Origin of the sequence: Streptomyces sp. NBC_00576 (genome assembly GCF_036345175.1) — a bacterium.
Lineage (GTDB): Bacteria > Actinomycetota > Actinomycetes > Streptomycetales > Streptomycetaceae > Streptomyces.
Genome location: NZ_CP107780.1, coordinates 1,536,096 through 1,556,443 on the forward strand (window position 1 = coordinate 1,536,096; position 20,348 = coordinate 1,556,443).

The window sequence follows — 20,348 nt, forward strand, 5'->3', positions numbered from 1 at the left end:
CGTATCCCGTTATCTGAGCATCTCGACCCGCTTTTCTGCGCCGTTCCCGGCGCAAAGGGGACTCCTCTCATCCGCCTTTCACACGAGCCTCATACGGTGGGGGCATGACGCAGGAGACTCCTCCCGGCTGGTATCCCGACCCCGGGCAGACAAGTGACGGCCCCGCCACCGAGCGCTGGTGGGACGGTAATGCATGGACGGAACAGACTCGTTCCGAGGGCTCGGCCGCCGACTGGGGTCCGCCGGTGCTGGCCTCCGGCGGGGCGTATCCGGCGTACCCGGAGCATCCGCCGACGGGCACCCGGCGCGGGCTGCGCACAGGCATAGCCGTCGCGGTGGCGATCGCCGTCCTCGCCGGCATAGGCGGCGGCGTGTACGCGCTGACCAAGGACGACGGCGGCAGCGGCAACAGCGTGGGCTCGCCGCAGGTGCCGGGCGGGGCCGGTGGCCAGAACGGCGGCGGTCAGAACGGCGGCGGTCAGGGCGGCCCCGGTGGCGGATCCGGCGGCGGCCCGGGCGGGCGGACGCCGGATCCGCAGCAGTCCGAGCCCTCGGAGAGCCCGAAGATCGACAGCGGTTCCGTGCCCGACGCGATCAACGGGATCAGCATCCCCATACCCGATGGCTGGTACGGCCAGTCGATCGCCGTGGGCGGGCAGGTGACCTCGGACAGCTCGTACAAGTGCCCGGGCGACACGACGAAGACGTGCACGAAGGGCGGGGCGTACTCCGCGCCCGCGCTGGCGCTGGGCACGTCGGGCAGCACGGCCGAGGCGGTCGCCAAGGCGGACATCGAGGCCAACGCCGAGGAGTCCTACGGCGGTACGACCTACGGGAAGATCACCTCGCACGACGTACTGGCCGCGAAGGCGGTGACCGTGGCCGGACAGAAGGGCTATCTGGTCCGCTGGAAGGCGGTCACCAGCAAGGGCGCCGACGGCATCGTCGAGTCGCTGGCCTTCCCCGCGCCGTCGAATCCCCGGCAGATCGTCGTCGTCCGCTTCGGTATCGACGCCGACCAGAAGGAGTCGGTGATCGATTCGATCACGGCGGGCATCAAGGTCTCGTCGGCCGGCGGCAGCGGACAGGACGTCTGATCCGTCGATCCGCACCCGGTCCTGCGGCAGTGGATCGGCCGGGTGGGGCGCCTCTCCGCTCAAGAGGAACCCCACCCGGCCGGGGGGTGCGCGCCGCCCCCGTCCCCACGGGTCGGCGCGGACAGGTCACCGTCCGGTCATGCCACGGACGGCGGCCTGCGTCTCAGGTGACGCCGAGTGCGGGCAGCACCGCGGCCTCCACGAATCCGATGAGGTAGTCCGGGTCGGCGTACTGTCCCTCCAGGACCGGACGGACACGCAGGACGCCCATCATCTGCGCCGGTACGTACTCCAGCGCCGGATGGTCGGCCGGCACCTCGCCCCGCTCGACCGCGCGGCGGATCATCTCGCGGAACGCGCACAGCTCGGGTTCGATGAGCGCCTCACGCAGCGCCTCCTGGAGCTCCGGGTCCTGCATGACGGCATGACCGAGGGCCTGCATCAGCTGGGTGTCGTGTCCCGACCACTCGCCCGCCGCCCGTGCCGCCGCGCGCAGGTCCCCCGCGAGGGTCCCCGTGTCGACGTCGGCGAAGCGGGCGCGCCGGTTGGCGCGCAGCGCGGCGGCCACGAACTGCGGCTTCGTCTTCCACTGCCGGTAGAGCGTCGACTTGCTGCAGCGCGCGCTGGCGGCGACGCCCTCCATGGTCAGCGCCTCGTATCCGCACTCGCGGATCTGGACGAGCACGGCGTCGAAGTACTCCTGCTCACGCTCCGGCGTGATCTTGGAGCGGCGCGAGGCGACGACCGGTTCCGGTCCCTCCGCGGCCTGCGACGTCATGACTGCGCTCCCTGTCCCTGTTGATCCGGCGTTGCGGTGTTCTGGTGGCCTGGTGCTCCGGTTGTCGTTCCTGTCGGGCGACCCGGTGGCTTATTCCCGATTCCAGTGTGTCGTAAGTCCATCGAAACGCTAGTGTACCGGAACGGGTTCGTTTCGGTACACTCTCGTATCGGTACACCAACGTATCGATGAGCTGAGCGCCCGTCCAGACGAGTTCACGCCCATAACGCACTACCGAAGGGGTCGGGGGATGGAAGCCCGCACCGAGCCTGCCAAGGCGGAACCCGCCGGTATACGACGGCCGCCGCTCGTCCGTGAACTCCTGCTGGTCGCAGGGCTGTTCCTGGTCTACAAACTCGGCCGGCAGCTGGCGACCGGGCACTCCGCCGAGGCCTTCCAGAACGCGCGTCACGTCTGGGACTGGGAGCGGGCCCTGCACCTCCCCGGCGAGGGAGCCGTGCAGTCGGCGCTGGTGCACAGCGACACCGCGATCCACTTCGCGAACACCTACTACGCGACCGTGCACTTCCCGGCCACCGTCGCCTTCCTGGTCTGGCTCTATCTGCGGCGCCCCACCCACTACGTCTGGGCCCGCCGGGTCCTCGCCCTGGTCACCGGGGCGGCCCTGGTGATCCACCTCACCTTCCCGCTGGCCCCGCCGCGGCTGCTGGGCGAGGCGGGCCTCATCGATACCGGCCAGGTGTTCGGGCCGACGGTCTACGGCGCCTCACCCGAGGCCGACACCCTGTCCAACCAGTTCGCGGCCATGCCGTCGCTGCACTTCGGCTGGGCCCTGATGGTGGCGGTCGGCCTGATCGTCGCGACCCGCTCCCGCTGGCGCTGGCTGTGGCTGCTGCACCCGCTGGTGACGCTGCTGGTGATCGTCGGTACGGCGAACCACTACTGGCTCGACGCGATCGTGGCCTCGGCCCTGCTGGGCATCGCCCTCGCGGTCGTCCACCTGCCGCACCGCACCGAGTCGACCGCGGGTCAGGGCAGCCGGCTCGCCCCGGTCGACGAGCCCGTCCTCGTGGGAGCGGGCCGATGAACGCCGCCACGCTCGCCGCCGTCGTCCTCTCCCTCTTCTCCGCCGTCGCCTACGCCGCCGCGGCCGTCGCCCAGGAACGGCTTGCCTCCCGCAACGCCGACGCGGGGATAGGGCGGCTGCTGGCGACCGGCGCATGGTGGGGCTCGGTGCTGCTCAACGCTGCGGGCGCGCTGCTGCACGTGGTCGCCCTCAAGTACGGTCCGCTCACGGTGGTGCAGCCGCTGGGCGCGCTCACGCTGGTCGCCGCGGTGCCGCTGGGCGCGCGGGTCGCCGGGCGCCGGGTCAGCGCGGTGGAGTGGCGCGGTACGGCACTGACGCTGCTCGGCCTGGCGGCGATCCTGGTCACGGCGTCCGGTCCGGCGCCGGACGACATTCTCAGCTTCCCGGCGGCCGTCGCGGTCGCGGGTACGACGATGGTCCTGATCGGGGTGCTGGCCCGCCCCGGCGCCCGGCCCGGCCTGCGGCACGCGAGCGCGTCCGGCATGGCGTCCGGGGTGGCCTCGGCGCTCACCCAGACCGTCACGGTCGCGGCGACGGACAGCTCGGGTCCGCTGCTGAGCTGGCAGGTGATCGGGGTGGCGCTGCTGGTCGCGGCCTTCGCGGCGGGCGGCCTGATCCTGTCCCAGACCGCCTACCGGGGCGGTCTCGGCGGTCCGCTGGCCCTGGTGACGCTGGCCAATCCGGTCGCCGCGGCGGTGATCGGCCTGACGCTGCTCGGTGAGCGGCTCCAGGGCGGCGCCGCGGGTCTGCTCCTGGCGCTGGTGGGTGCGGGGCTGGCGGGATGGGGTGTGGTGACGCTGTCGCGGTCGACGCCGGACCAGGTTTCCGACCCTGTTCCCGTGCCGGTCTCTCCGGAGCGCGTCGTGATTCCGTCTTCGGCTTCGGCGGCGGCTTCGGCCGCGGCTTCGGTTCTGGACGGCGAGGAACATCCGGTGGCGTGGGTTCTCGCACTGGAGGCCCGTTCGGCGCCCGTCGAACCGTCGTTGATGCCCCGGCAGCCGTCGGAGCCGGGGCACCTCACGTCACTTTGAACCGACGGGTCGGCTGTGAACCGACCCGTCAGCCCAGGCCCCGTGAATCCTGCTTCAGTGCCGTGTCGACGGTCAGCGCCGTCGCCACCACGAGACTCAGCAGGGGCTCGGGCAGCTGGTAGTGGATCTGCAGGACGTAGTTGTCCGAGGTCGTGAACATCGTCTTCGCCAGACCTTCCCAGGTCTTGGTGATACGGGCGACCTCGTTCTCCGCGTGGTCGACGATCGCGAAGTTCCAGGCCCGCCAGTTCTCCGCCTTGATCGCACCGACCTGCTGACCGCCCGCGTTGATCGCGAAGTTGATCTTCCCGATCATGTTCTGCTGGACGATCTCACCGACCGGCGAACCGTCCGGACGCTGCACGATCACCCGCGACTTCATGAACTTCCGGGGGCGCGTCAGCAGCAGCACCGGCTGCCCGTGGGCGTCCCGGATCTCCAGCTTGTGCGTCATGAACTGGTCGAGGCTGGAGACGAAGCGCAGGATCTTCTTCAGTGCGCTCTGTCCGACCTGGACGACCGAGCCGAGGTCCCGGCCCTGCTGGTCCATGACCTTGTACTCGTTGGTCAGCTCGATCAGCTTGGCCTTCTGGTTCACCACCAGCACCGGCTCACTGAACAACGTGCCGCCGCCGGCCCCGCCCGCCACCACCCCGGCCTGCTGCTGCACCTGCCGCTGCACCCGCTGGTCGCCACCGGCGGTCGGCTGCGCCGACCCGAACCCCTTCTGGGGCTGGGCGAATCCCTGCTGCGACGGCTGAACCGGCGCCGCCTGCGGCTGCTGGGCCTGGGGCTGCTGCGCCTGCTGCTGGTCGGTGTTGGTGTGGTCGGTCCACTGGGAACCGTCCCAGTACCGGAGCGTCTGGGGCGCTCCGTGGGGGTCCGGGTACCAACCTGCAGGTATGTTCGATTGCGTGGTCACCGGGGCACACTACCGTGGCGTGGCCGAGTCGCAACCATGTCCCGGTCAAGGTGCCCCGGTTCGCTTCTCCGTCCCCTCAGCAGGTCGCGATCGCGGGGTCGCTCACACCCGCCCGGCCGTTCTCCACGTGCCCGGCGAACCGGCGCAGGAACGACGCGTCCGCCTCGGAGGTGACGGTCAGGTCGTACCAGCGCTTGCTGGCCCCCAGGCCCACCCGGTGCCGCACGGTCGCCCCGGCCGGCACCCTGATCGTGCGCGTGTGTCCCCCGTAGCCGCTGCTCAGCTTCAACCCCACTGTCTTGGAGCCCTTGTTGGCGAGGGTCAGCTCCAGGTCGTCACCGACGTGCCGTGCGGTCACCTCCGGTCCGACGGCGCCCTTGCCCCGCCCCTTGAAGACCCGCAGGAAGCCGTTCGGGCCGTGCACCGTCAGGTCGTAGGCGTCCTTCGAGTACGCCGAGTTCCAGATGTCGGAGACGGACTTGCCGGCTCCGGTGGTGTACGCCCACGGACCGTCGGTGCGGTTGCCGGAGGTGACGAGGAAGGCGGCGCCGGCGTGGGTGCCGGAGGCGAAGGCGAGCGTGAATCTTCCGGCCGCCGGGTCGGCCGAACCGTCCACGTACGGGGCGTACTTGAGCGGGCGGGCCGGGCGCAGGCCGCGCTCCTGCCGGGGCAGGACCGGGTGGACGGGCGGGGTCGGGACGTAGTCCGGGTGGCGGTCCTTGTCCGGCGGCCGGTAGCCGTCGGTGTCGGGGAGGGCCACCGGCCTGGTGTCCTTGTGGGAGAAGTCGAAAGCGGCCGTCAGGTCGCCGCAGACCGCGCGCCGCCAGGGCGAGATGTTGGGCTCGTGCACGCCGAAGCGGCTCTCCATGAACCGGATGATCGACGTGTGGTCGAGCGTCTCGGAGCAGACGAACCCGCCCTTGCTCCAGGGCGAGACGACCAGCATCGGCACCCGCTGCCCGAGCCCGTAGGTGCCGGCCGCGTGGCTGCTGTCGCCCTTGAACAGGTCCGGGCCGACGTCGACCGTCGATTTGCCCTGTGCGGCGGACTGGGGCGGGAACGGCGGCACGAGGTGGTCGAAGAAGCCGTCGTTCTCGTCGTACGTGATGAAAAGGGCCGTCTTCGCCCACACCTCGGGGTCGGAGGTGAGTGCGTCCAGGACCTGGGCGATGTACCAGGCGCCGTAGTTCGCGGGCCAGTTGGGGTGCTCGGTGAAGGCCTCGGGGGCGACGATCCAGGAGACCTGCGGCAGCCTGCCCCCTGACACGTCGGCCTTGAGCTGGTCGAAGAAGCCCTCGCCCTTGCGGGCGTCGGTGCCGGTGCGGGCCTTGTCGTAGAGGGGGTCGCCGGGCTTGGCATCACGGTACTGATTGAAGTAGAGGAGCGAGTTGTCGCCGTAGTTGCCCCGGTAGGCGTCCTGGATCCAGCCCCAGGAGCCGGCCGCGTCGAGCCCGTCACCGACGTCCTGGTAGATCTTCCAGGACACGCCCGCCTTTTCGAGGCGCTCCGGGTACGTCGTCCAGCTGTACCCCACCTCGTCGTTGCCGAGGACGGGGCCGCCGCCCAGCTCGTCGTTGCCCGTGTAGCCCGTCCACATGTAGTAGCGGTTCGGGTCGGTGGAGCCGATGAACGAGCAGTGGTACGCGTCGCAGATGGTGAAGGAGTCGGCCAGCGCGTAGTGGAACGGGATGTCCTTGCGGTTCAGATAGGCCATGGTCGTCGACGACTTGGCCTGGATCCACTTGTCGTACTTGCCGTTGTTGAAGGCGACGTGCCCGTCGCTCCAGCCGTGCGGGAGGTCCTGGATGAAGGCCAGCCCCAGGTCGTCGGCGTCCGGGCGGAAGGGCAGCACATCCAAGGTGTCGTCCGACTGGTGCCAGACCGACTTGCCGTTCACCTGGGCGACCGGGTGCGGGTCCCCGAAGCCACGGACGCCACGCAGCGAACCGAAGTAGTGGTCGAAGGACCGGTTCTCCTGCATGAGGACGACGATGTGCTCGACGTCCTCGATCGTCCCGGTGCGGTGGTGCGCGGGGAGGGCGGCGGCGCGCTCGATGCTGCTGGAGAGCGCGGTGAACGCCGTGGTCGCGCCCGCGAGTTGGAGGAAGCGGCGCCGGTTGACATCGGGCATGGGTGAAGGACCTCTCGTCCTGAGGACGGCGATGAGCGGAACGTGACGGAGTGCGCGCGTCTGGAGTTTCCCAGGGGTACCGAACGGCACGGAAGGGTCCGGTGGCATCGGAGTGAAGGTCATCGGTACGTGAGATGAGGGGCAGGCCAAGCCCTGCCCAAGAAACCCCCACGAACCCCCACGGCCTTCCGCACCCAACTCCCGGGCCTTTTGTTGGGACGTCCTGACATACCCGTTGACATCGCCCTGGGGCGGCTACATAGTACGTGCCACTAGAGCGCGCTAATAAAGCGCTCTAGTACACCCTTCCAGGGCTCCAATCCCACCCTGACCAGCACAGCGAGGTGCACGGGACATGCGCAGAAACCACCGAGCCGCCGGCCTGACCGCCACCGTCCTGGCGGGCGTCCTGTTCGCCGCCGGCTGCTCCAGCAGCTCCGGCGGCAAGAAGTCCGAAGAGGACGCGGACGCCGCGTCGGCAGGGAAGGCGACCACCCCGCGTATGACAGTCGCGATGGTCACCCACGCCGCCCCCGGCGACACCTTCTGGGACCTGATCCGCAAGGGCGCCCAGGCCGCCGCGGCCAAGGACAACATCAAGCTCGTCTACTCCAGCGACCCCAGCGCCGGAAACCAGGCCAACCTCGTCCAGAACGCGATCGACCAGAAGGTCGACGGCATCGCCCTCACCGCCGCCAAGCCCGACGCCATGAAGGACGTCGTCGCCAAGGCAACAGCGGCCGGCATCCCGGTCGTCGGCTTCAACTCCGGTGTGGACGACTGGAAGCAGCTCGGCATGCTGGAGTACTTCGGCCAGGACGAGAACATCGCCGGGCGGGCCTTCGGCGAGCGACTGAACGAGCTGGGCGCCAAGCACGCCCTGTGCGTCGTCCAGGAGCAGGGCCAGGTCGCTCTGGAGGCCCGCTGCGCCGGCCTGAAGAAGGGTTTCAGCGGCAAGACGGACACCCTCTACGTCAACGGCACGGACATGCCGTCCGTGAAGTCGACGATCACCGCGAAACTCACGCAGGACTCCTCGATCGACCAGGTGGTCACCCTCGGCGCCCCGATCGCGCTGACCGCCGTCCAGTCACTGTCCGACGCCGGGAGCAAGGCCAGGCTCGCCACCTTCGACCTCAACAAGGAGCTGGTGAAAGCCGTCCAGGACGGGACCGTGGAGTTCGCGGTCGACCAGCAGCCGTACCTGCAGGGCTACCTGGCCGTCGACGCCCTGTGGCTGTACAGGGCCAACGGCAACTTCAGTGGCGGCGGGACGGCGCCGGTCCTCACCGGGCCCGCCTTCATCACCAAGGAGAACGCGGACTCCGTCGAAGAGTTCGCGGCGAAGGGAACGCGCTGACTGCCTCAGGAGGCTTGCTCCGGAGGTGGTCCGCTGGTGCCGCGTACCACCAACTTCGGGTCCAGGACCGCCTCTTGGGGCTCCAGCTCCGGATGCTCCAGTCGCCGGACGGCGAACTCCACCGCATGCTCGGCCATGAGCACCGCGTCCTGGCGGACGGTGGTCAGGCCGACCGGCATCAGGTGGGAGAGGTGACTGTCGTCGTAGCCGACGACGGACAGGTCGCGCGGGACCTCGACGCCGGCCCGCGTCAGGGGCAGCAATAGGCCCAGCGCACTGCGGTCGTTGCCCGCGAGGACCGCGGTCGGCAGTGGCTGCCCCCGGTCGCGTTCCGCCAGGAGCAGCCGCCCGGCCTCGATGCCCGACTGCTCCGTGTGATCGCCGGGGATCACCCGGGCCTCGGACTCCAGCCCGTGGCGGCGCATCGCGGCCCGGTAGGCGCGCCGCCTGTCGGGCGAGCCGGGGCCGCGTCCGCCGTCGATGTGCGTGATCCGGCGGTGCCCGAGTTCGACGAGGTGGTCCATGGCCTGCCGTACGCCCTTGCCCTCGGCGCTGTGCACGAAGTCCATGCGGGCGCCGGGGACTCGGCGGCCGACCGAGACGACGACCGCCTGGTGGCCGAGTACGTCGAGGTAGTCCGCCTCGGCGTCGGACCCCAGCACGATCAGCGCCTCGCAGCGGTGACTGAGCAGTGCCTCGACCGCCTTGGCCTCGCTGCGGCCCTGGGCGGCGGCGGAGAGCAGCACGTCGTAGCCGAGGCGTTCGGCGGCCGGGTAGATGCCCTCGATGAGGTCGGCGTGGAAGGCCTGGTGGACGGTGAACATCACGCCGAGGGTGCGGCTGCGGCCCCGGGCCAGCAGCCGAGCCGCGCTGTCGGGGCGGTAGCCGATCTCGTCCGCGACCCGCAGCACCCGTTCCCGGGTCTCCTCGCTGGCTCCCGGCTGGTTGCGGAAGATGATCGAGACGAGTGCCCGGGAGACGCCCGCCCTCTCGGCGACGTCCGCCATCGTGGGCCGCTGCCTGCCCGATGCATCCACCTGTGAACCAACCCTCTGAAGCCATTGACATGACATTTGAACAGGGGTCATCGTACTCGCAGCAGCGAACTGGAGCGCGCTAGTAGAGCGCGACAGAGCGATGAAGAAACCCTGCCTGTCCCTCGGACCTGTCCTCTCGGAAAGGAACACCACCCATGCCTGTGCGTGTAGGCGTCATCGGCGCCGGCTGGATCGGCAAGGAACACATCCGACGCCTCACCGACACCGTCACCGGCGCACGCGTCACCGCGGTCACCGACCTCGACGCCGCCCGCGCCGAGGAGGCGGCGGCGCCGGCCGGGGCCCGGGTGCTGCCCGACGGCGCGGCCGTGATCGGGGCGGACGACGTGGACGCGGTCCTCGTGACGTCCTGGGGCCCGACCCACGCCGAGCACGTACTGAACGCGGTGGCCGCCGGGAAACCGGTGTTCTGCGAGAAGCCACTCGCCACCACCGCCGAGGACTGTCTGCGGATCGTCGAGGCCGAGACGGCACTCGGCCGCCGACTGGTCCAGGTCGGCTTCATGCGCCGCTACGACGCCGGCTACCGGCAGATGAAGCAGGTCATCGGCGCCGGCCGGATCGGCGAACCGCTGATCGTGCACTGCGCCCACCGCAACCCGACCGTCCCCGCGTCGTACACCTCGGCCATGGCCGCCCTCGACACAGCCGTGCACGAGGTCGACGTACTGCGCTGGCTGCTCGACGACGAGATCGTCTCCACCCAGGTGGTCACCCCGCGCGCCACAGGCAAGCGGTTCGCCCACCTCAGGGACCCGCAGATCATGCTCTTCGAGACCGCCAAGGGCGTCCGCATCGATCTGGAGGTCTTCGTCAACTGCCGGTACGGCTACGACATCCAGTGCGAGGCGGTCGGCGAGGAGGGCCTCGTCCGGCTGCCCGACCCCGCCTCGGTCGGGGTGCGCACCGCCGGGCAGCACAGCACGGAGGTCCTTGCGGACTGGACGGTCCGTTTCGCGGATGCCTTCGACACCGAGTTCCGCGAGTGGATCTCCGGCGTCGCGGCGGGTACGGGGCCCACCGGTCCGTCCGCCTGGGACGGCTATGCCGCCACCGTCATCACCAGCGCGACCGTCGAGGCCCTGGAGTCGGGCCGCGTCGTCGCCACCGACCTCAAGCCCCGGCCCGCCCTCTACGGAGGTACCGCGTGAAGATCGCCCTCGACCCGTACATGTTCCGCGCGCTGCCGATCGACGACATGGTGCGTACGGTGGCCGAACTCGGCTACGAATACATCGAGTTGTCGCCACGCGACGACTTCATGCCGTTCTTCCTGCATCCGCGGGCCGACGACGAACGCATCGCCGGGCTGAAGAACTCCCTGCGCACACACGGCGTACGGCTCTCCTCGGTACTCCCCCTCTACAAGTGGTCCTCGCCGGACGAGACCGAGCGGCAGGCCGCCGTCCGCTACTGGAAGCGGATGATCGAGATCACCGCCGACCTCGAATGCCCGCTGATGAACTCGGAGTTCAACGGCAGACCCGACCGCGCCGCCGAGAGCGAGGCCGCGTTCTGGCGCTCGCTGGAGGAACTGCTGCCATTGTTCGAGCGGGAGGGCATCGCGCTGAACCTGGAGGCCCACCCGGACGACTTCTGCGAGGAGAACGCCCCGGCGGTCGACCTGGTCCGCGCCGTCAACAAGCCCTGGGTGAACTACCTTTACTGCGCTCCGCACTCCTTTCATCTGTCCGGAGCCGATCCGACGGCCGACATCGCGGCGATGATGCGCTACGCGGGCGACAGACTCCAGCATGTGCACATCGCCGACTCCTTCAACCACAAGGGCTCATCGGGCCTGCGCTACATCCTCAACCCGCCGGGCACCACGGCCCGTGTTCACCAGCATCTGGACATCGGGCAGGGCGAGGTCGACTGGAACGCCTTCTTCGGCACCCTGCGTGAGCTCGACTTCGACGGCGTCGCCACGGCCTGCGTCTTCGCCTGGGAGGAACGGGCCCACGAGTCCTCGGCGTTCATGCTCGACCGCATCCGCAAGGAGTTCGGGGCGTGAACGTCCGCCCCATCGGCGGGAGTTGACGATGGGGCGGGCCGAGCGTCACATCCATGACGGGTAGCCGCCGCCCACCCGGATGGCGCTGATGCCGCTGATGTGCCGGGCGCCGCAGCGGTCCTGGGGCAGGACGAGCTGCGGGCCGGCGTGGTCGAGCGGGGTGTCGTCGATGCCGGTCGCGAGCAGGACGGGGGCGCCTGCGAAGTCCGGGTCGATCTCCGCCCACGACAGCAGCGCGTGGTGCCCGTCCGCTCCCGTCACTGCGATCAGGAAGCGCAGGCGGTCCTTGCGTCGGGCGGGATCGAAGGCGGGTCCGGCGGCCGACAGGACGTCGTACAGCAGCGGCCCTTCGAAGCCGTGGTGCTGTACGCCGCTGGTGACGCACTCGAAGCTGACGCGCACCCGGTGCTGGGGCCAGGCCAGCAGGTCGGGCACCGTCAGCCGGGCCGGGCGTGCGAGGTCGCCGGTCAGCGTGAGTTCCGCGACGGGATGAGCGGCACGTCCACGTTCCACGAGGGACCCACTCACTGGCCACCACCTCCCGGATGACCGTACCCGCGCACCGGTCCCGCGCAAACGCACATGCAAGGAAACTTCGGCATCTCCCCGGATCATGCGATGTGACAGGAGGCCTGCCCCTCGCATTTGCGGAAGTATCATCGGCGCATGCCTTCCTGTCGGACCGGGGAAGCAACCGTTCTGATGGGATGTCCGTGAGAAGCAGAGGGAGTAGCCCCGTGATAACCCGTTCCGCACGCCGGACCCGCCGGACCCTTCGGGTGGCCGGCGCGAGCGTCGCCGCGCTGCTGGCCCTGAGCGCCTGCTCCTCCTCCGACGACTCGCCGGCAAAGCCGGACTCCTCCGCGCCGGCGTCCTCCTCCCCGAAGCTGTCCGGCACGGTGACCGTGTTCGCCGCCGCCTCCCTCAAGGAGAGCTTCACGTCGCTGGGCAAGGAGTTCGAGGAGAAGTACCCGGGTACGAAGGTCACCTTCAGCTTCGGCGGCAGCGACTCTCTCGCCGCGAGCATCACCGGCGGCGCTCCCGCCGATGTGTTCGCCTCCGCCAGCCCCAAGACGATGAAGATCGTCACCGACGCGAAGGACGCCGCCGGTACCCCGGCCACCTTCGTCCGCAACCAGCTGGAGATCGCGACCCTGCCGGGCAACCCCGACAAGATCGCCTCCCTGAAGGACCTGACCGGGTCGGGGCTGAAAGTCGTCCTCTGTGACAAGGAGGTGCCGTGCGGGGCCGCCGCGCAGAAGGCCCTCGACGCGAGCGGCCTGAAGCTCACCCCGGTGTCGTACGAGCAGGACGTCAAGAGCGCCCTGACGAAGGTCGAGCTGAAAGAGGCCGACGCCGCCGTCGTCTACAGGACCGATGTGAACGCGGCGGGTGACAGGGTGGAGGGCGTGGAGTTCCCCGAGTCGGCCGACGCCGTCAACGACTATCCGATCGTCCTGCTCAAGGACGCGCCGAACGCGGACGCGGCGAACGCGTTCATCGAGCTGGTCCGGTCCGCCGAGGGCCGGCAGGTCCTGACCGGGGCCGGATTCCTCAAGCCGTGACCGAACGCGACAGGTCCGGCGCCGCGGCCGACACCCTGACCGGTGGTGGACCGCGGCGCGGGCACGTCCGGGGCCGCGGCCGGGGTCGTCGGTCTGCCGTTCCGATTCCGCTCCTTGTCCCCGCGCTCGTGGGACTGGTGTTCCTGCTGCTGCCGCTGCTCGCGCTGCTGGTACGGACGCCGTGGCGCAGTCTGCCCGATCAGCTGACCAGCCCCGAGGTGTGGCAGGCCCTGCGGCTGTCCCTGCTCTGCGCCACCGCGGCGACGGTGGTGAGTGTGGTGCTGGGCGTCCCGCTGGCCTGGCTGCTGGCCCGCACCGAGTTCCCCGGCCGCGGTTTCGTCCGGGCCCTGGTGACGCTGCCGCTGGTGCTGCCGCCGGTCGTCGGTGGTGTGGCGCTGCTTCTCGCCCTCGGGCGCAACGGGGTCGTCGGGCAGTGGCTGGACTCGTGGTTCGGCATCACGCTGCCGTTCACCACGGCGGGCGTCGTGGTCGCGGAGGCGTTTGTGGCGATGCCGTTCCTGGTCATCAGCGTGGAGGGCACGCTTCGGGCCGCCGACCCGCGCTACGAGGAGGCCGCCATGACGCTGGGCGCCTCCCGCTTCACCGCGTTCCGGCGGGTCACGCTGCCGCTCATCGCCCCCGGGGTCGCGGCCGGCGCGGTACTGGCCTGGGCGCGGGCGCTGGGCGAGTTCGGGGCGACGATCACCTTCGCGGGCAACTTTCCCGGCCGTACGCAGACGATGCCCCTGGCGGTCTATCTGGCGCTGCAGAGCGACCCGGCCGCGGCCATCGCCCTGAGCCTGGTCCTGCTCGCCGTCTCGATCGCGGTCCTGGCGGGCCTGCGCGACCGTTGGATGACCGCATCATGACCTCCATGGACGAATCGAAGTCCGGCCTCGCCTCCGGTTCCGGCAGCGCGTCCGGCGGGGGGCTCGACGCCCGTGTCGTCGTCGACCGGGACTCCTTCCGGCTCGACGTCCGGTTGACGGCGGCGCCCGGGGACGTCGTGGCGCTGCTCGGGCCCAACGGCGCAGGCAAGACCACCGCGCTGCGCGCGCTGGCCGGGCTGACTCCGCTCGACGGCGGCCATCTGCGGCTGGACGGGGTGGAGTTGGACCGTACGCCGCCGGAGTCCCGACCCGTGGGCGTCGTCTTCCAGGACTACCTGCTCTTTCCGCACCTCACCGCCCTCGACAACGTCGCCTTCGGACCGCGCTGCCAGGGGGCGAGCAAAGCGGAGGCCCGGGCGACGGCCGCCGAGTGGCTGGAGCGGATGGGGCTCACCGAACAGGCGGGCGCCAAGCCGCGCAGGCTCTCCGGCGGCCAGGCCCAACGCGTCGCCCTCGCCCGCGCCCTGGCCACCCGGCCCCGGCTACTGCTCCTCGACGAGCCACTGGCCGCGCTGGACGCCCGTACCCGCCTCGGCATCCGCGCCCAACTACGGCGTCACCTGGCCGACTTCGAGGCCGTGGCGGTCCTGGTCACGCACGATCCGCTGGACGCGATGGTGCTCGCGGACCGGCTGGTGGTCGTCGAACACGGCCGGGTCGTGCAGGAGGGGACGCCGCAGGACATCGCCCGTCGGCCCCGCACCGACTACATCGCCCAGCTCGTCGGCCTCAACCTCTACCCGGGCCGGGCGCAGGGTCACACCGTCACGCTGGACACCGGGCCGACGATCACCACCACCGAGGATCTCACCGGCCCGGTCTTCGTCGCCTTCCCGCCCGGCGCCGTGACCCTCCACCGCCACCGTCCCACCGGCTCCAGCGCCCGCAACCTGTGGCGCTGCGAGGTGGCCGGCCTGGAGACCCACGGCGACCAGATCCGCGCGAACCTCGCCGGCGAGCTCCCCCTCGCCGCCGATCTCACCACTGTCGCCGCGGCCGAACTCGATCTCCACCCGGGTGCCGAGATCTGGGCGACCGTCAAGGCGACACAGACCCACGCGTACCCGGCCTGACCGGGACCCGGCCCTCAGCCCGGTTAGCGTGAGCCTCACAACAGCCCCGAAGCCGATGTTGCGCACCCCCGTTCCCGCCGCATCCCCTTTCCTGTGAGGCGTACCGCCATGAGCCTGAGCATCCGCAACCAGATCCCCGGCACCGTCATCGCCGTCACCACCGGAGAGGTCATGGCCGCCGTCAAGGTCCGCCTCGACGGCGGTCAGGAGATCACCGCCGCGATCACCCGGGAGTCCGTCAAGGATCTCGACCTGGCCACGGGCACCGCCGTGCGCGCACTGGTCAAGTCGACCGAGGTCTCGCTCGCCACGGCCGCCGTCCAGGGCATCTCCATCCGCAACCAGCTCCCCGGCACGGTCTCCGACATCACCACGGGCGCCGCCATGGCGTCCGTGAAGGTCACCGTCGCGGGCGGCGCACTCACGGCCGCGATCACCACCGACGCCGTGAACGACCTGGGCCTGGTCGCCGGTTCCCCGGTCGTCGCCCTGATCAAGTCGACCGAGGTCTCCCTCGCGACCAGATGACACACCGTAACCGGAGACTGCCGTCCAATTGCTGGGCCGGCGATCGCAGACCCGCCGACGGGAATCCGGATCCAACCATGGCACCGGGGGCGGCGTGGCCCCGCCGGCAGAGGCGATCGGAGACAGTCTCCGGCCTCACGGTCGGCCCGCACAGCAGCCGGCCGGTCCTCCGGTACCCGCGGGCCGCCGGGGCTTCGCATGCCGCTCTCGCTGCGACCGGTAACCGTCCGGGGCGTGCTTGATTCCCTTCTGCTTGAGGCGGGTCCGGGGGGCCACACCACTCGGACCGGACGCGACGAACGGCACCTCGGCCCCGCCATGAACGCCCTGCGCGGGTGGGCCGGCGCCCCCGTGGACGACAACGGTGACCTCGTCCCCCGCACGGAGGCTGCGGCCGGACTGCGGTCGCTCACTTGCCGAAGCCGGCGGTGAGCCCGCTGATGAGCTGGCGGCGACCCACGATGTAGAGGGCGAGGATCGGCAGCGTGGAGAGGACCACGGCGGCCAGGATCGCCGGCACGTTGATCGTGAACTCGCCCTGGAAGCTCCACACGAACAGCGGCAGGACGCGCTTGTCGGGGCTCTGCGTGAGGATCAGCGGGAAGAGGAAGCCGTTCCAGACGTTCAGGGCGTCGTAGATCGTGACCGTGATCAGCGCGGGGCGGGACAGCGGCAGGGCCAGGCTCCACAGCATGCGCCAGTGCCCGGCGCCTTCCGCGCGCATGGACTCGTACAGCTCGTCCGGGATGTCGCGCAGGAAGTTGACCATGATGATCACCGTGAGCGGGATCGCGAACGCCGCCGAGGGGAGCACGATCGCCCCCAGGGTGTCGTACATCTGCGCCTTGGCGATCAGCAGGTACACCGGGATGATCGTGGCCTGGAGCGGGATGGCGAGGCCCAGCAGGAAGACGCTGAACGCCCAGCGCAGGGCCCGGCTGGTGCCGCGCACGATGGCGTACGCCGCCAGGAACGACACGAGGAGGGTCAGCAGCGTCGCTCCGACGGTGACCAGCGCGCTGTTGAGGAGGTAGTGCGTGAAGTCGTTGTCCAGGACCTGGCGGTAGTTCTCCAGGGTGGGGTTTGTCGGTACGGAGAGCGGGTTCGCGTCGAAGAAGCCGTCTCGGGTGCGCAGACTGGTGACGACGACCCAGTACACCGGGACGAGGACGATCACCAGCCAGACCAGCCCGCCCAGCGCACCGAGGGGGTTGGTACGGCCCAGACGCCTGAGGCTGCTGCGGCCCGGTGAGGTTACGGACGACTGGGCGCGCCGCGGTGCGCCGGGCGAGTCGGTGGACGGGGCATGGGAGAGCGTGGACATCACATACCTGCCTGCTGGCTGCGCATCCGGCTGAAGCCGGAGAACCGGACGAGGGCGAGGGAGACGAGGAGTCCTGCCGCGACGAGCACCACGGAGATGGCGCTGGCGAGGCCCATCTGGTTGCTCTGGAAGCCGGTGATGTACATGTCGAGCGGCAGGATGCGGGTGGCGTATCCAGGGCCACCGCCGGTGAGCACGAAGACCAGGTCGAAGTAGGTGAGCGAGCCGACGACCATCAGCGTCGAGGACGTGACGATCGTGTAGCGCAGCTGGGGCAGGGTGATGTGCCAGAACTGGGCGAGCCGGCCGGCGCCGTCGATCGACGCGGCCTCGTACAGCGAGGCGGGGATCTGCCGGGCGCCGGCCTGGTACAGCAGCGTGTGGAAGGGAACGAACTGCCAGGAGATGACGAACACGACGGTGTAGAAGGCGAGTTGGGGATCGCCCAGCCAGTCCTGTCCGAGGAGGGACAGATGGAGGGCCGCGCCGAGGCCGAAGTTGGGGTCGAGGAGGTTCTTGAAGATGACGGCGATCGCCGCCGTCGAGATGAGCAGCGGAACGAAGTAGAAGACGCCGAGCAGGGCCCGGTAGCGCTGCTTCCCGGCGACGAAGACGCCCAGCAGCAGGCTGATCGGGGTCTGCACGATCCACGAGAAGACCATCAGTTTGGCGGTGAGCCACAGGGCGTGGCGGGTGACGTCGCTGGTGAGAGCAGTGCGCCAGTTGTCGAGCCCGGTCCAGGCGGGGGTGCCCAGACCGTCCCAGCTGGTGAAGCTGAGGTAGACCACGATCGCCATCGGCACGAGGGCGAACAGGGCGAAGAGGAGCAGGGCGGGCAGCGCCATGAGGAACGGCGCGCCGTCGGTGCGGGTGCGCGGTGGTGGCGCCTTGGACGTACGGGCGATGCTCATTTCTGCGCCGCCTCGTCCATCTGGGAGCAGAACTGCTGCGGGCTGAGTTCGCCGAGGAAGAGCTGGTCGAGGTGGGTGAGCAGTTCGTTGCCGAGCTCGGGGGTGAGTGCCTGGTCCCAGGAGAGCTGGAAGCTCTTCGCGTCGCGGGCGAGGGTGTAGACGTACGTCGTCCAGTCGGCGTTGTCCGTGGTCTTGAGCTTGGCGTCCAGGTCCTTCACCGGCGGGACGTCGCCGTTCTTGAGCAGGTTGTCGACGTAACTGTCGTTGTAGACGCCGTCCTTGAGGTACGACACCGCGGTCTTCTTCTCCTTGGCGCTCGCCTGCGCGGACAGGGAGAAGAAGTTGGCCGTGTTGCCGACGATGTTGCTCGCGTCGCCCTTGCCGCTCTCGACGGCCGGGAAGCCGGACCAGCCGAGGTTCCCCTCTGAGACGAACTTCGGCGAGCCGGTGGCCATGGTGCCGAACGCCCAGCTGCCTTGCAGGATCATCGCGGCCTTGCCGGTGTACAGCTGAGCCTCGGCCTGGCCGGTGTCGGCGGAGACCGAGGTGAAGCCCTTGGCGAAGCCGCCCGCGTCCACCAGCTGCTTGATCATCTCGGCGGCCCTGAGGACGGCCGGGTCGGACCACGCGCCCTCCTTGCCGGCGGCGATGTTCGCGAAGGTCTCGGGTCCGCCGACCCGGTCGACGAGATACTCCAGCCACATCAGGTCGGGCCACTTGGAGGCGCCGCCCATCGAGATCGGCGCGATGCCCTCGGCCTTGAACTTCTTCACCAGGGCGAGCAGGTCGTCCCAGGTCTTCGGTGCCTCGGCGCCCGCCTCCTTGAACACCTCCTTGTTGAAGTACAGGACCACGGGCTGCACACCGTTGACGGGGACGCCGTAGATCTTGCCGTCGAAGGTGGTGGACTGGAGCACCGACGGGAAGATCCGGTTCTTCCACTCCGGATTGGCGTCGAGGTCGGAGGTGAGGTCGGCGACCTTGCCCGCGTCCACGTAGCTCTTGAGGCCGCCGCCGCCCCAGTTCTCGAAGAGGACCGGGCCGTTGCCGGCGCCGACGGCGGTGCGCAGCTTCTGCTTGTACGGGTCGTTCTGGAAGTACTGGTAGGTGACAGTGCTGTCCGGGTGCTGCTTGTTCCACTCCGTGGCCGAGGCCCGGAAGGTCGCTTCGGACCCCTGGGTCAGCGCCCAGAGCAGCGCGCCGTCACCGGAACCGCCGCCGGCGGACCGACCGCTGCTACCGCAGGCGGACAGGGTGAGTGCGAGGGCTGCCGCCGAGGCGGTGACCAGGACGCGGGAGGGAATTCTCGGGATCATCAGGAGCTCCTTCGGCTCACCAGAGGCTCGAACGCGCTGGACGGCTCGTCGGGCTCGTCAGGTGCATGGGGCGCGGCGCGCGGCTCGAAACTTTTCGAAACCTCTGCGTTCTCTGGCCGATAAAGTAGGTAGCTGCCTGCCCGGGGTCAAGGTGCTGGATTGAACTAGTTTCTGACCTGTGCTGCCACTGGACCGTTGCGAAAGCTTGCGCTAGCTTCCCCGTAAACCAGCGAAAGGACCAGCATGGCGAAGAGAGCCGTCGAGCGGACGACCCTGACCGGCATCGCCGAAGCGGCCGGGGTCTCCGTGGCCACCGTCTCGAAAGTGGTCAACGGCCGCAGCGACGTCTCGCCCGAGACGCGGGCACGCGTCGAGCGGCTGCTGGTCGAGCACGACTATGTGGCCCGGGGCCCCGGGGGCGCACAGGCCCCGGTGCGCACCATCGACCTGACCTTCGACAAGCTGGTCAACCCCAACAACCTGGTGATCACCCAGGGCGTGACGGAAGCCGCGGCCGAGGCCGGAGTCGATGTCGTGATCAGTACGGCGCCCGACGACCCACTGGGCGCCACCTGGGCCCGGAAGATCACCAACGCGGGGCGGGAGGGCCTCATCCTGGTGACGTCCGAGCTGACGACCCGACAGCGGGCGCAGTTCGCGCAACACGGCATCCCGGTCGTACTGATCGACCCGATGAACGTGCCGGACGACAGTGTGCCGAGCATCGGCGCGACGAACTTCAGTGGCGGCATGGCGGCGACCGAGCATCTGCTGAAGCTCGGGCATCGCCGGATCGCGATGATCGAGGGCCGGCACGACGCCGTGTGCAACACCGCCCGCCTGCACGGCTACCAGGCCGCGCTCAGCGGTGTCGGCATCACACCCGACCCCCGGCTCATCAAACGCGGATCCTTCCGGTTCGAACCCGCCTACCAGGCCGCTCTGGAACTCTTCGCCATGGACGAACCGCCCACCGCCGTCTTCACCGGCAACGACCTGGAGGCGTTCGGCGTCATCGAGGCCGCCCGCGTGCAGGGGCTGCGGGTGCCCGACGACGTCAGCGTCGTCGGCTTCGACGACACCGCCGCCGCCAGCACCTCCGCCCCGCCCCTGACCACCGTCCGCCAGCCCTTCGCCGAGATCGGCCGCGCCGCACTGCGCGCCCTGCTCCGGCTCATCGCGGGTGAGCCCCTGGACAGCCACCGGGTCGAACTGGCCACGCAGCTCGTCGTCCGGGCCTCCACCGCCCCGCCGCCCCACCCCGTCTAGACCTCACGCCCAACCCCCACCGCACGCCACCAC

19 protein-coding genes are annotated in these 20,348 nt (G+C 69.9%); 11 read left to right on the forward strand and 8 right to left on the reverse strand.

Annotation, left to right across the window (positions count from 1 at the left end; translation table 11 throughout):
* Positions 1-104 precede the first annotated feature (104 nt).
* Positions 105-1,097, forward strand: coding sequence for a DUF2510 domain-containing protein (locus OG734_RS06485; protein ID WP_330286497.1), 993 nt, complete (start codon positions 105-107; stop codon positions 1,095-1,097).
* Positions 1,098-1,260: 163 nt separating this feature from the next.
* Here OG734_RS06485 and OG734_RS06490 read toward each other — a convergent pair whose 3' ends face one another.
* Entirely contained in the window at positions 1,261-1,875 is a 615-nt protein-coding gene (locus OG734_RS06490) for a TetR/AcrR family transcriptional regulator (protein ID WP_330286498.1), read from the reverse strand.
* A 250-nt stretch (positions 1,876-2,125) separates the two neighbouring features.
* Between OG734_RS06490 and OG734_RS06495 the strand changes: the two genes are divergently transcribed.
* Positions 2,126-2,923, forward strand: a complete 798-nt coding sequence (locus OG734_RS06495) for a phosphatase PAP2 family protein (RefSeq protein ID WP_330286499.1) — start codon at positions 2,126-2,128, stop codon at positions 2,921-2,923.
* A complete protein-coding gene (locus OG734_RS06500; protein ID WP_330286500.1) occupies positions 2,920-3,954 on the forward strand; it encodes a DMT family transporter in 1,035 nt (344 codons plus the stop codon). The genes OG734_RS06495 and OG734_RS06500 overlap by 4 nt, the downstream gene beginning before the upstream one ends.
* A gap of 28 nt (positions 3,955-3,982) precedes the next feature.
* Here the strand turns inward: OG734_RS06500 and OG734_RS06505 are convergent, their stop codons facing one another.
* The gene (locus OG734_RS06505) at positions 3,983-4,876 is read right to left on the reverse strand and encodes a phospholipid scramblase-related protein (protein ID WP_330286501.1); all 894 of its coding nucleotides are present in this window, start codon (positions 4,874-4,876) and stop codon (positions 3,983-3,985) included.
* A 76-nt stretch (positions 4,877-4,952) separates the two neighbouring features.
* Complete coding sequence (locus OG734_RS06510; RefSeq protein WP_330286502.1) at positions 4,953-7,007, reverse strand: phosphocholine-specific phospholipase C; 2,055 nt, start codon at positions 7,005-7,007, stop codon at positions 4,953-4,955.
* 355 nt (positions 7,008-7,362) lie between these two features.
* On the opposite strand from OG734_RS06510, the gene OG734_RS06515 reads away from it, so the two are divergent.
* A complete protein-coding gene (locus OG734_RS06515; RefSeq protein ID WP_330286503.1) occupies positions 7,363-8,367 on the forward strand; it encodes a sugar ABC transporter substrate-binding protein in 1,005 nt (334 codons plus the stop codon).
* A 5-nt stretch (positions 8,368-8,372) separates the two neighbouring features.
* On the opposite strand, the gene OG734_RS06520 is transcribed toward OG734_RS06515, so the two are convergent.
* Complete coding sequence (locus OG734_RS06520; RefSeq protein WP_330286504.1) at positions 8,373-9,374, reverse strand: LacI family DNA-binding transcriptional regulator; 1,002 nt, start codon at positions 9,372-9,374, stop codon at positions 8,373-8,375.
* 185 nt (positions 9,375-9,559) lie between these two features.
* Between OG734_RS06520 and OG734_RS06525 the strand changes: the two genes are divergently transcribed.
* Both OG734_RS06525 and OG734_RS06530 read left to right on the forward strand, forming a co-directional pair.
* Positions 9,560-10,576, forward strand: coding sequence for a Gfo/Idh/MocA family oxidoreductase (locus OG734_RS06525; protein ID WP_330286505.1), 1,017 nt, complete (start codon positions 9,560-9,562; stop codon positions 10,574-10,576).
* On the forward strand, positions 10,573-11,439 hold the full coding sequence (locus tag OG734_RS06530; protein ID WP_330286506.1) for a sugar phosphate isomerase/epimerase family protein: 867 nt from the start codon (positions 10,573-10,575) through the stop codon (positions 11,437-11,439). The genes OG734_RS06525 and OG734_RS06530 overlap by 4 nt, the downstream gene beginning before the upstream one ends.
* A gap of 45 nt (positions 11,440-11,484) precedes the next feature.
* Here the strand turns inward: OG734_RS06530 and OG734_RS06535 are convergent, their stop codons facing one another.
* A complete protein-coding gene (locus OG734_RS06535) occupies positions 11,485-11,967 on the reverse strand; it encodes a molybdopterin-dependent oxidoreductase (protein WP_443064833.1) in 483 nt (160 codons plus the stop codon).
* Between the two features lie 212 nt (positions 11,968-12,179).
* Between OG734_RS06535 and modA the strand changes: the two genes are divergently transcribed.
* From modA to OG734_RS06555, 4 genes are all read left to right on the forward strand, one after another.
* Positions 12,180-13,004, forward strand: coding sequence for a molybdate ABC transporter substrate-binding protein (gene modA / locus OG734_RS06540; protein WP_330293587.1), 825 nt, complete (start codon positions 12,180-12,182; stop codon positions 13,002-13,004).
* Positions 13,001-13,873 carry a molybdate ABC transporter permease subunit gene (gene modB, locus OG734_RS06545; RefSeq protein WP_330286508.1) on the forward strand — a complete coding sequence of 291 codons (873 nt, stop codon included), beginning with the start codon at positions 13,001-13,003 and terminating at the stop codon, positions 13,871-13,873. Before modA ends, modB begins: the two co-directional genes overlap by 4 nt.
* A gap of 5 nt (positions 13,874-13,878) precedes the next feature.
* Positions 13,879-14,967, forward strand: a complete 1,089-nt coding sequence (locus OG734_RS06550) for an ABC transporter ATP-binding protein (RefSeq protein ID WP_330286509.1) — start codon at positions 13,879-13,881, stop codon at positions 14,965-14,967.
* A gap of 108 nt (positions 14,968-15,075) precedes the next feature.
* Positions 15,076-15,495 (forward strand): TOBE domain-containing protein, encoded by a 420-nt coding sequence (locus tag OG734_RS06555; protein ID WP_330286510.1) that lies wholly within the window; start codon positions 15,076-15,078, stop codon positions 15,493-15,495.
* A gap of 409 nt (positions 15,496-15,904) precedes the next feature.
* Here OG734_RS06555 and OG734_RS06560 read toward each other — a convergent pair whose 3' ends face one another.
* The 3 genes from OG734_RS06560 to OG734_RS06570 all read right to left on the reverse strand — a co-directional run bounded on the left by OG734_RS06560 (position 15,905) and on the right by OG734_RS06570 (position 19,046).
* The gene (locus OG734_RS06560) at positions 15,905-16,819 is read right to left on the reverse strand and encodes a carbohydrate ABC transporter permease (protein ID WP_330286511.1); all 915 of its coding nucleotides are present in this window, start codon (positions 16,817-16,819) and stop codon (positions 15,905-15,907) included.
* A complete protein-coding gene (locus OG734_RS06565) occupies positions 16,819-17,664 on the reverse strand; it encodes a carbohydrate ABC transporter permease (protein ID WP_443065068.1) in 846 nt (281 codons plus the stop codon). The genes OG734_RS06560 and OG734_RS06565 overlap by 1 nt, the downstream gene beginning before the upstream one ends.
* Positions 17,665-17,726: 62 nt before the next feature.
* Positions 17,727-19,046, reverse strand: coding sequence for an extracellular solute-binding protein (locus tag OG734_RS06570; RefSeq protein ID WP_330286513.1), 1,320 nt, complete (start codon positions 19,044-19,046; stop codon positions 17,727-17,729).
* 243 nt (positions 19,047-19,289) lie between these two features.
* On the opposite strand from OG734_RS06570, the gene OG734_RS06575 reads away from it, so the two are divergent.
* Positions 19,290-20,315, forward strand: a complete 1,026-nt coding sequence (locus tag OG734_RS06575) for a LacI family DNA-binding transcriptional regulator (protein ID WP_330286514.1) — start codon at positions 19,290-19,292, stop codon at positions 20,313-20,315.
* The last annotated feature ends 33 nt before the right edge of the window (positions 20,316-20,348 follow it).

Bases quoted from the DNA above. Each gene is read 5' to 3' on its own strand.
- OG734_RS06485 (WP_330286497.1), top strand. From the start codon at position 105: ATGACGCAGGAGACTCCTCCCGGCTGGTATCCCGACCCCGGGCAGACA.
- OG734_RS06490 (WP_330286498.1), bottom strand. From the start codon at position 1,875: ATGACGTCGCAGGCCGCGGAGGGACCGGAACCGGTCGTCGCCTCGCGC.
- OG734_RS06495 (WP_330286499.1), top strand. From the start codon at position 2,126: ATGGAAGCCCGCACCGAGCCTGCCAAGGCGGAACCCGCCGGTATACGA.
- OG734_RS06500 (WP_330286500.1), top strand. From the start codon at position 2,920: ATGAACGCCGCCACGCTCGCCGCCGTCGTCCTCTCCCTCTTCTCCGCC.
- OG734_RS06510 (WP_330286502.1), bottom strand. From the start codon at position 7,007: ATGCCCGATGTCAACCGGCGCCGCTTCCTCCAACTCGCGGGCGCGACC.
- OG734_RS06515 (WP_330286503.1), top strand. From the start codon at position 7,363: ATGCGCAGAAACCACCGAGCCGCCGGCCTGACCGCCACCGTCCTGGCG.
- OG734_RS06520 (WP_330286504.1), bottom strand. From the start codon at position 9,374: ATGGCGGACGTCGCCGAGAGGGCGGGCGTCTCCCGGGCACTCGTCTCG.
- OG734_RS06525 (WP_330286505.1), top strand. From the start codon at position 9,560: ATGCCTGTGCGTGTAGGCGTCATCGGCGCCGGCTGGATCGGCAAGGAA.
- OG734_RS06550 (WP_330286509.1), top strand. From the start codon at position 13,879: ATGGACGAATCGAAGTCCGGCCTCGCCTCCGGTTCCGGCAGCGCGTCC.
- OG734_RS06555 (WP_330286510.1), top strand. From the start codon at position 15,076: ATGAGCCTGAGCATCCGCAACCAGATCCCCGGCACCGTCATCGCCGTC.
- OG734_RS06560 (WP_330286511.1), bottom strand. From the start codon at position 16,819: ATGTCCACGCTCTCCCATGCCCCGTCCACCGACTCGCCCGGCGCACCG.
- OG734_RS06565 (WP_443065068.1), bottom strand. From the start codon at position 17,664: ATGGCGCTGCCCGCCCTGCTCCTCTTCGCCCTGTTCGCCCTCGTGCCG.
- OG734_RS06570 (WP_330286513.1), bottom strand. From the start codon at position 19,046: ATGATCCCGAGAATTCCCTCCCGCGTCCTGGTCACCGCCTCGGCGGCA.
- OG734_RS06575 (WP_330286514.1), top strand. From the start codon at position 19,290: ATGGCGAAGAGAGCCGTCGAGCGGACGACCCTGACCGGCATCGCCGAA.